We start from the raw sequence: 9,069 nt of genomic DNA on the forward strand, positions 1-9,069 counted from the left end.
TCCGGTGCCCCGAGGAGCTCTCCACCCCATGAGCAACGACGCACTGCAGCGGCACCCCGCGGAGCCGCTGGTCCCGCCGGCCGGGAAGGACCGGTTCCGTAGTCTCGGACCGGGCCTGCTGGCCGCGGCGACCGGGGTCGGGGCCGGTGACCTGGTCGCGACGATGATCGCCGGCGCGCAGTACGGCACCGCGCTGCTGTGGGCGGCCGTGCTGGGCACCGTGCTCAAACTCGCGCTCGGTGAGGGGGTCGGGCGCTGGCACCTCGCCTCCGGATCCACGCTGCTCGACGGCTGGCGGCGGCTCGGGCGCTGGGCGACCACCTTCTTCGCCGTCTACATCGTCATCTGGGGCTTCGTCTACGGGGCGACCGCGATGTCCGCCGTCGGGCTCCCGCTGAACGCGCTGTTCGGCGGCCTGTCCGTGCGCTACTGGGCGATGATCGCCGGTGTGGTCGGCCTGGCGCTGGTCTGGGCGCAGCGCTACCACGTGTTCGAGAAGTTCATGACCGTGCTGGTCCTGATCAAGTTCGTGTCCGTGGTGTCGGTGGCCGTGCTGGTCACCCCCGATCTCGGCGACCTGGCGAACGGGCTGGTGCCGCGGCTGCCCGAGGGCTCGGTCGTCTACGTGCTCGGCCTGATCGGCGGCGTCGGCGGGACGATCACCATGGCCGCCTACGGCTACTGGATGTTCGCGAAGGGCTGGAAGGGCACCGGCTGGCTGTCGATGATGCGGCTGGACAACGCCGTCGGCTACGTGATGACCGGCATCTTCGTGGTCGCGATGCTGGTGGTCGGCTCGACCATGCTGCTCGGCCAGGACCTCACCGAGAACGACCGCGGCCTGCTCACCCTGGGCGAGGCGCTCGGCGAGAGCTACGGCGAGTGGGCCCGGCTGCTGTTCCTGTTCGGGTTCCTCGCGGTGACCTCCAGCTCGCTGCTCGGTGTCTGGAACGGGGTCGGCCTGCTGTTCGCCGACATGGTCCGCACGCTGCGGCTGCCGCACGGCAGGGCCGCCGAGGCGGTCGGCAACGACGCCGCGGTCGGCGCCACGGCGAGCACCGCTGCGGCCGGTGCCGCCGCGGCCCCGGACACCGCCGAGGAGCGCTCCGGTGCGTTCGTCGCCACCGAGATCGAGCGCTCGCTGCCGTTCCGCGGCTACCTGCTGTGGCTGACGATCCCGCCGATGGGGCTGCTGTTCATCGACCGGCCGTTCGGGCTCACCCTGGTGTACGGGGTGCTCGGCTCGGTGTTCATGCCGTTCCTCGCGATCACCCTGATGCTGCTGCTCAACTCGAAGCGGATCCCGGCGCAGGGGCGCTCGCGGTGGCTGTCGAACACGCTGCTCGGCGCGTCCTCCGCGCTGTTCCTGACGCTCCTGGTGACCGACCTGTACCAGCGTTTCCTCGGCTGACGCCGGGAACGCTCCCCGGCGCCCGGCCCGCCCCCTTCCGGGCCGGGCGCCTCCCTCTCAGACCAGGTCCGGGCGCGGCGGCGTCCGCTCGCCCGCCTCGACGGCGACGTCGAGCGCGTTGCCCGCGGGTGGCAGCGGGCAGGTCGCGTACGCGGTGAAGGCGCACGGCAGGTTCACCGTGCGGTTCAGATCGACCTGCACGGTGCCGTCGGCGTCCGGATCGGCGGTCTGCAGGATGCGGCCGCCGCCGTAGGTCTCCCGGCCCGAGGTCGCGTCCCGGAAGTGCAGCGACAGCCCGCCGTCCTTCCCGGCCAGCGCGACCAGCCGCCGGGTGCCGCCATCAAGCTCGAACTCGACCTCGCCGACCGCGGTCGGGAAGTGTTTCAGCCCCTCGACGACCGCGTCCACGGTGATCCGGCGCGGCTCGTCGTAGGCGGTGAACCGGCCGGTCAGGACGGCACTCGGGTCGAAGTCCCAGGTGGGGACGCCGTCGAACGCGGTCCGGGTGACCGCCTGCGGGTCGCGCACCCGCAATGCGTAACCGTCGGTGCGGCGGGCGATCTCGACGATCCGCTCCCCCACCGTCACCATCGCGCCGGGCGCACCGTCGACCGGGCGGACCTGCGCGCTGCCGTCCAGCGGCCCGGCGGCCCCGGGCAACACGACCCCGTCGGCGGCCGTCGCGGTGATCTCGACGGTGTCGGCGTCGGCGACCCGCCAGGTGCCCGGGAGCGACCCGATGTCGCCGGGGCCGTCGTCGAGCCAGTGCAGGGCCGTCAGGGACAGCCAGCCGTGCGGTGCGCGGAGCTGCTCCTCCCGCTCGGCCCTCCACGCGGCGTGCTCGGTGCGGATGTCGGTTCCGGTCGTCGTCATGTCCGGGCAACGCCTGCGGTGCCGCCGGGCTTCCCGGGTCAGTGCACCCGCCTGCGCTGCGAGTCCGGATCGGGCCGGGTGAGCGCGACCACCCCGGCCAGCGCGACGACGACGCCCAGCAGCGCCGCGCCCTCCCAGCCCGGCCGGATCCGGTCGCCGAGCAGCGCGATGCCGACCACGCCGGGCACGACCACCTCGGTCACCGACAGCACCGCCGTCGCCGTGCCGACGGCGCCGTCCTGCAGCGCCTTCGCGAATGCCAGCACGCCGAGCACCCCCATCACCACGACGCCGTAGACGAGCGGATCGAGCAGCAGCTCGCCGACCGTCTCCCAGCGGATCGGGCCGGGATGGATGGCACGCACCGCGAGCGCGGTGCCGCCGAAGCCGAGCCCGGCCAGGAACGCGAGCAGCATCGGCCGTCCGGCCCGCCACACGAACGGCGCCGCGACCAGCAGCACCGCGAACGACACCAGCAGCACCGGCGTCGCCGCCGGGGGCAGCGCCTCCGGTCGTTCCGGCTCGGCGCTCGCCGCGACCAGCACCAGCCCGGCCAGCACCGCGACCACCGCCCAGCGGTCGCGGCGGATCAGGTTCCACGGGTTCCAGCCGTGGTCGGCCAGCGTGGTCAGCGCGATCGCCCCGGCCAGGATCGACTGCACCGCGAACACCGGAAGGTAGCGCAGCGCGACCACGGTCAGCGCCCAGGCGACGACGTCGGCGAACAGCCCGGCCAGGAACCACGGCTGCAGCCACACCGGCCTGCCGTACTTCGCCAGCCGGCTGCCCTTGGCCTCCCAGAGCGCCGCGACGGTGTTGCCGATCATCGCAGCGACGGCGATGAGCAGCGCGAACAGGGTCGTCATGGCGCGGCCCATCCTGCCCGTTCCGGGCCGAACCGGCGTCGGACACGCCGGTCTGCCACTGTCGGACCGGCAGTGCACACTCGACGGCATGCGCATGCAGTTCGGTGTGGACGAGGGCGACGCGTTCCATGAGCGGCTGGCGGAGCTGAGCACCGGCTTCGCCGCGTGGCTCGACGAGCACGAGCTCGTCGGCGAACCGATGTCCGCCGAGCTGTTGATGCAGTACAAGTGGCTCGCCGCCGATGGCGACCTGGCGAGCTGGCCGCTCGAGCAGCTCACCGAGTTCCTGGACGACTGGTGCCCGCACGTGATGGCCGAGCACCGGCTGCCGCTGCGGCTGGTGCCGCTGACCGTCGTCGTGTTCGTGGAGTACCTCGACGAGCAGGGCCTGCTCGCGCAGGCGAGCCCGCGGCCGTCGGCGATCCGGCGGCTGTGCACCGGCTTCGCCGACACCTACGACGAGCTGGAGGCCGGCCCGGTCGAGCCGCTGCTCGCCGAGTTCGAGTCGCCGCCGGACCCGGTGCGGATCCCGTCGCCGGCCGACCGGGCGCGCAGCGCCGCGCAGGCCCCGATCCTGCGCGACGCCCGGCTGCTGGCGCAGTGGTGCGGCGAGGGCGGCCGGGCGCTGACGAAGACCGGCAACCTCCGGCTCGCCGACGCGCGGGAGCTGGTGGAGCTGCTCGGCACCGGGGACGAGGTGGACCGCCCGGGCGGGACCCGGCTCGTCCGGGCCGGCCAGCTGCCGACGCTGACCTGGGTGCTGGGCGCGGCGGTGCGGGCCGGGGCGGTCCGCCGCGACGGCGGGCGACTGGTCGCGGTGCCCCGCTTCGCCGCGCTCGACGACACCACCGCGCACGAGGACCTGGTGCTCGGCGCCCGCGACGAGGGCGTGCTCACCGTGCTCGGCGACCGCCGCGCCGACGACGACGAGTGGTCCGGCGACCTCATCGACGAGGGCCTCGACGGGCTGCTCGACGCCGCGGACGCGCCGGCCGACGAGATCGAGCGGCACGCTGTCGAGGTCCTGCAGGAGCACCTGGAGGCGGTCGCCGGCCGGCCGGGCGACTCCGAGGACGACGACGAGCCGTTGCCGCATCCCGCCGACGACGCGACGCCCGGCTTCCTGGCCCTGCTCCGCCATCCCGCCGACGGCCTGGAGTTCGACACCCTCGCCGAGCTGCTCGGCCTGGTCCTCGGCTGGTCGGAGTGGTACCGGCAGCTCGACGTCGTCCCCGCGACGACCGGCACCCTGGTCACCCGGCTCGAGCGGCTCGGGCTGGTCCGCTGGGACGGCGCCGAGCCGGTGCCCGAATCCGGTTCGCCCGGGGAGGTCCGGCGGGCCGGCGGGCGGGTCACGCTCACCCCCGGTGGGATCGCCTGCGCGCTGCTGGTGCTCTCCGCCGAGGGGCTGGACTTCCCGACCCGGCCCGATCCGGCCGTCGCGACCGCCGCCGACGTCGTCGGGCTGGCCGGCGAGGTGCCACCCGACCAGTGGCGCGACGACATCGACGTCTGGTACGCGGCGCAGCCCGATCCGGCGCAGGCCGTCTCGGCGTTCGTGACCGAGGCGCTCGCCCCGGGCCGGCCGCTGGTCGTCGTCCTGACCGCGACCAGCGTCGCCGCCGAGCGGTTCGGATCGATCGTCGACGACCTGCTGCACGAGCACCTCGACGGGCCGCACCGCGCGCAGGTCGCCCGCCGGCTGGTCGGCCGCGGGCTGCTCGACCCGGACGAGGTGGAGCCGGACCTGCTGCTGCACGCCTCGGTCGACGTGCTGGCCGTCACGATCGACACGATCGCCCCCGACCAGTGGCCGGAGCTGTTCGCCCGGGAGTTCCCGCCGGAGACCGTCCCGGTGTTCGAGGTGCTCTGGCGGCTCGACAACCCGCACCTGGGCGACGTGCTCGCCGAGCTCGGCGCGAACCATCCCGACCAGGTCGTCGCGAAGGCGGCGCGGCGGGCCCGGATGCGCTGGGAGAGCCGCACCGGCGGCGGGTGACGCGGGGCGACCGGGTGTGCGAACATATGTTCGTGCGCGGCCTGGCCACGATCCTGCATGCCGACCTGGACTCGTTCTACGCCTCGGTCGAGCAGCGCGACGATCCGCGCCTGCGGGACCGGCCGGTGATCGTCGGCGGCGGGGTCGTGCTGGCGGCGAGCTACCAGGCGAAGGCGTACGGCGTCGCGACGGCGATGGGCGGCAGGCAGGCCAGGGCGCTCTGCCCGGCCGCGGTCGTCGTGCCGCCCCGGATGGCCGCGTACTCGGCGGCGAGCCGCGCCGTCTTCGCGATCTTCCGGGACGTCACGCCCGAGGTGGAGGGCCTGTCGATCGACGAGGCGTTCCTGGAGGTCGGCGGGCTCGCCCGGATCGCGGGCGCGCCGCGCGAGATCGCCGCCCGGCTGCGCGAACGGGTGCTGGCCGAGGCGGGCCTGCCGATCACCGTCGGCGTCGCACGCACCAAGTTCCTGGCGAAGGTCGCGAGCGGGGTCGCGAAACCCGACGGGCTGCTCGTCGTCGATCCGGAGCGGGAGCGCGAGTTCCTGCATCCGCTGCCGGTGGAACGGTTGTGGGGCGTCGGGTCGGTCACCGCAGGCCGGCTGCACGAGCTCGGCGTGCGCACCGTCGCCGACGTCGCGGGCCTCGGCGAGCCGGCACTGGTGTCGCTGCTCGGCCCGGCCGCCGGGCGGCACCTGCACGCGCTGGCGCACCTGCGCGATCCGCGCCCGGTCGAGACCGGCCGGGCGCGGCGCTCGATCGGGTCGCAGCGGGCGCTCGGGCGCCGGCACCGGGATCCGGAGGAGCTGGACGCGATCCTGGCCGGCACCGTCGACCGGCTCGCCCGGCGGCTGCGCGCGCCGAAGGGGAGCGACCTCGACCCGGCGGGGCCGGGCGGCGGGCGCACCTGCCGGACGGTGGTGCTGCGGTTGCGCTTCGCCGACTACGCCCGGGTCACCCGCTCGCACACCCTGCCGGCGCCGACCGCCCACACCCCGACCATCCTCGGCGCGGCCCGGCGGTTGCTGGTCGCGGCACTCCCGGAGATCCGCGAGCGCGGCATCACCCTGCTCGGGCTGTCGCTGACCAACCTCGACCGGGACGACGCGCCGCAGCTGGAGCTCGCGTTCGACGCGCGGTCCGGCCCGGCGCTGGACACCGCGCTGGACGCGGTGCGCCGCCGGTTCGGCGCCGCAGCGGTGTCCCGGGCGACCGGGCTCGGGCGGGGCGACGACCTGGAGGTCCCGTTGCTGCCCGAGCACGAGTGACGGGCCGCGCTCAGCAGGCGGGGGCGCTGCCGAAGTCCCGGGTGGTGCGGATGTAGTAGTTGGTCACCCAGCCCTGTTCCGGGGAACCGATCCGGTACCAGACGTCGTCGCCGCGCACCGGCTCGCCGCGCTGCCAGCAGCTCACCCGGACCGGGGTGCCCGCCTCCGGGATCGTGGCGACGACGCCGTGCCCGGTGCCGGGACCGGAGCGGACCTGCAGGCCCTCGATCGACGTGCGCGTGCACCCGGCCAGGACGAGCACGCCCAGCACGACGGCGGGGACGCGCAGCGACCGTACGGAACCCACTTCCCCACCCCACTCGATCCTCACTCGTTCAGGTGACCCAGAGGGTTGCGGACCGTAGCGCGATCCGGGCGGTGCCACGCCGTGGGAATGTGACCCGGGTTCGAGGCTCCTGCTCGGCGATGCCGCCTCGGCCGCTCGCACCGTCCGATGCTCTGCGTGCATCCCGCCCGGCCTGCCGCGGGTTCGCATCGCGCTGCACCCGCACCCCGGTCGTACCGCAGTGGGGGTTCCCCCGCTGCGCCGAAGCCGCCGACGACCGCGGTCCGTCACGGGGTGAGGTCAGCGATCCGGCCCGAGAGTCCGCCGCACGACCGCGGCGGCAGTCGTGCGGATCATCGAGATGCGGCCGGTGAGCGAGCTCGCCGCCGCGCCGCCGCGGTTCCCCCGGCGCCGGCCCGAACTGCGCCGCCACGGCATGCACGTGCGGCGCAAGCGGGTCGAGCGCGTCGAGCGCGTCGAGCGCGTCGAGCGCGTCGAGCGGATCATGCGCGAGCACGGCCCGCCGGACGCACACCCTGCGCCCGCAACCGGCTCCGCCCGCGAGAGCCAGCACCGACCCGCCCCGGACCTACGCGAGAGGGACTTCACCGCCTCCACCCCCGAACCGCGCCCCGGCGAGCGGGGAGCCGACCTGACCCCGACCGGCACCGGCGAGAGTGTCCGATGGCCCACCGCGGTGCGGGACGCGTTCACCGACCGGGATCTCCAGCGCGACGACACCAGTGGCGCCCCGGTCCGCAGACCGCTCCTGCCGCGCGGCCGCCCGCGAGGACCGGTGGCCCCCGGTCGTCGGCTGGGCCACCGACCCGCACCACGACGGCCCTGGCGCTCAGCTTCCCCACGCTCCCGAACCCTGCGCCCCGGGCGACTGATCCTCCACTGCGACAGGAACGCTCAGAACACCCGCTGCGAGTCGCCCCATCTGGTCGACGCCGATGCCACTTAAGATGTCCACAAAGGACACCTGTGCCAGCGCCGCCCTGGCCGAGAACCTGTGATGGAGTGCCTGTCCGATCAACGCCGGCCCCGTTGACCGGACGGGCCGGGAGAACCCGAGCGGGCCCGGACGTTCCTCCCCCTGCCTCCGGGTCAGAACGGCGGGGCATCGTCATCGTCATCGTCATCGGCTTCGTCACCGGCATCGGCTCGGGCCGTGGCCGCCCTGGCCGCGGGAGCCGTGGCTGCCGCGATCGCGGGCGCCGTGGTCGCGGGCGCCGTGGTCGCGGACGTCGTGGTCGCGGACGTCGTGGTCGCGGACGTCGTGGTCGCGGACGCCGTGGCCACCGTGGTCGTCGTGGTCGCCGTGGCCGCGGACGTCGCGGTCGTGGCTGCCGTCGTCGTGGTGGTTGCGGTCGCGGAGCCGTTGGAGGGCGGTGTCGTGTGTGCGTCGTGGAGGTGGGGTCGGTAGTCGTGTGGGTGGGTGGTCTCCTGGTGTCCGCACGGGCTGATCCAGGTCAGTGAGCCGTCGGTGGCGGCGAGGACCTGCCAGCCGGGTGCGTCTTTGAGTTTGTGGTGGTGCTGGCACAGGCCGTGCAGGTTCGCCGTGTCGGTCGTGCCGCCCTGGGCCCAGGGGATGAGGTGGTCGAGATCGCGGATCGGTCGGCTGCACAGCGGTCCGCGACAGAGGCCGTCGCGGGCTCGTACCAGGTCGGCCATGTCCTCGGGTGGGGTGTAGGTGCTGCGGCCGCGGTCGCGGACCGCTCCGGACAGCGGGTCGACCACCAGCCGGGCCCATACCCCGCCGGCGGCCAGGGCCCGCGCGGTGGTGGCGGGGATCGGGCCGTGTCCGACCAGTTCGCCGGGGTGGTCGTCGCCGAGCAGTGTGTCGAGGGAGACGACGACCTGGATCAGTGGTTTGCGTCCGATCGCCGTGCCTGGATCGGGGCGTGCTGCCAGTACGGCGGCGACGATCTCGGCGAGTATCTCGGTCGGGGGGCTGACGTATCCGGTGGCACCGGTGACCTGATCGATCTGCCCGATGCCCCCACCGGTCCCGGCCGATCCGACCCCAGCCGCGCCGGCACCGGCGGCTCCGGCCCCGGCGGCTCCGGCCCCAGCGGCTCCGGCCCCGGCGGCTCCGGCCCCGGCGGCTCGGTCTCCGGCGTCCGGCCCGGCCGATCCGGTTGCACCGGTCGTCCGGACAGCACCGGCGGTCCGGGCAGCATCGGCCGTGTCGGCGGCACCTGCTGTGCTGGTGGTGTCGGGTGGGTGGGGTGCCAGGATCTGGGTGACGGCCTCGCGGATGGTCTGCATGTCGGTGACCGTCACCGTGCCCTGCAGCAGTTGATGCGCCAGATCGACCCGCCGCTGGTCCAGTGTCCGCGGGTCATCAGCACCCAACGATCGGG

The 9,069-nt window shown here is 74.5% G+C and carries 8 protein-coding genes and 1 pseudogene; 5 read left to right on the forward strand and 4 right to left on the reverse strand.

All coding sequences use genetic code 11. The annotated features are described in order from the left end of the window. Nucleotides 1–28 precede the first annotated feature (28 nt). Nucleotides 29–1,411 (forward strand): Nramp family divalent metal transporter, encoded by a 1,383-nt coding sequence (locus ABZ881_RS05665; RefSeq protein ID WP_358482074.1) that lies wholly within the window; start codon nucleotides 29–31, stop codon nucleotides 1,409–1,411. Between the two features lie 57 nt (nucleotides 1,412–1,468). Here the strand turns inward: ABZ881_RS05665 and ABZ881_RS05670 are convergent, their stop codons facing one another. Next, on the reverse strand, nucleotides 1,469–2,284 hold the full coding sequence (locus ABZ881_RS05670; RefSeq protein WP_358482075.1) for a DUF1684 domain-containing protein: 816 nt from the start codon (nucleotides 2,282–2,284) through the stop codon (nucleotides 1,469–1,471). A gap of 38 nt (nucleotides 2,285–2,322) precedes the next feature. Further along, entirely contained in the window at nucleotides 2,323–3,150 is an 828-nt protein-coding gene (locus tag ABZ881_RS05675) for a hypothetical protein (protein WP_358482077.1), read from the reverse strand. Between the two features lie 88 nt (nucleotides 3,151–3,238). Between ABZ881_RS05675 and ABZ881_RS05680 the strand changes: the two genes are divergently transcribed. Together ABZ881_RS05680 and dinB are read left to right on the forward strand one after the other, a co-directional pair. Further along, nucleotides 3,239–5,149 carry a hypothetical protein gene (locus ABZ881_RS05680; protein ID WP_358482078.1) on the forward strand — a complete coding sequence of 637 codons (1,911 nt, stop codon included), beginning with the start codon at nucleotides 3,239–3,241 and terminating at the stop codon, nucleotides 5,147–5,149. A 26-nt stretch (nucleotides 5,150–5,175) separates the two neighbouring features. Beyond that, nucleotides 5,176–6,414 carry a DNA polymerase IV gene (gene dinB / locus ABZ881_RS05685; protein WP_358482080.1) on the forward strand — a complete coding sequence of 413 codons (1,239 nt, stop codon included), beginning with the start codon at nucleotides 5,176–5,178 and terminating at the stop codon, nucleotides 6,412–6,414. Nucleotides 6,415–6,424: 10 nt separating this feature from the next. Here the strand turns inward: dinB and ABZ881_RS05690 are convergent, their stop codons facing one another. Then, a complete protein-coding gene (locus tag ABZ881_RS05690) occupies nucleotides 6,425–6,721 on the reverse strand; it encodes an SH3 domain-containing protein (RefSeq protein ID WP_344018395.1) in 297 nt (98 codons plus the stop codon). A gap of 1,177 nt (nucleotides 6,722–7,898) precedes the next feature. Between ABZ881_RS05690 and ABZ881_RS05695 the strand changes: the two genes are divergently transcribed. Continuing rightward, on the forward strand, nucleotides 7,899–8,129 hold the full coding sequence (locus tag ABZ881_RS05695; protein ID WP_358482115.1) for a hypothetical protein: 231 nt from the start codon (nucleotides 7,899–7,901) through the stop codon (nucleotides 8,127–8,129). 104 nt (nucleotides 8,130–8,233) lie between these two features. On the opposite strand, the pseudogene ABZ881_RS05700 reads toward ABZ881_RS05695, so the two are convergent. Next, nucleotides 8,234–8,377 (reverse strand): annotated as a pseudogene (locus ABZ881_RS05700) (HNH endonuclease signature motif containing protein); the annotation flags it as partial. Between the two features lie 126 nt (nucleotides 8,378–8,503). Between ABZ881_RS05700 and ABZ881_RS05705 the strand changes: the two are divergent. Further along, nucleotides 8,504–9,069: hypothetical protein (locus tag ABZ881_RS05705; RefSeq protein ID WP_358482082.1), on the forward strand; the 566-nt coding region annotated here is incomplete at its 3' end.

This window comes from Pseudonocardia sp. NPDC046786, assembly GCF_040645415.1.
GTDB lineage: Bacteria > Actinomycetota > Actinomycetes > Mycobacteriales > Pseudonocardiaceae > Pseudonocardia > Pseudonocardia kongjuensis.

What these genes read in the sequence shown, in the direction of transcription:
- ABZ881_RS05665 (WP_358482074.1), top strand. Translation starts at nt 29, where the DNA reads ATGAGCAACGACGCACTGCAGCGGCACCCCGCGGAGCCGCTGGTCCCG.
- ABZ881_RS05670 (WP_358482075.1), bottom strand. Translation starts at nt 2,284, where the DNA reads ATGACGACGACCGGAACCGACATCCGCACCGAGCACGCCGCGTGGAGG.
- ABZ881_RS05675 (WP_358482077.1), bottom strand. Translation starts at nt 3,150, where the DNA reads ATGACGACCCTGTTCGCGCTGCTCATCGCCGTCGCTGCGATGATCGGC.
- ABZ881_RS05680 (WP_358482078.1), top strand. Translation starts at nt 3,239, where the DNA reads ATGCGCATGCAGTTCGGTGTGGACGAGGGCGACGCGTTCCATGAGCGG.
- dinB (WP_358482080.1), top strand. Translation starts at nt 5,176, where the DNA reads ATGTTCGTGCGCGGCCTGGCCACGATCCTGCATGCCGACCTGGACTCG.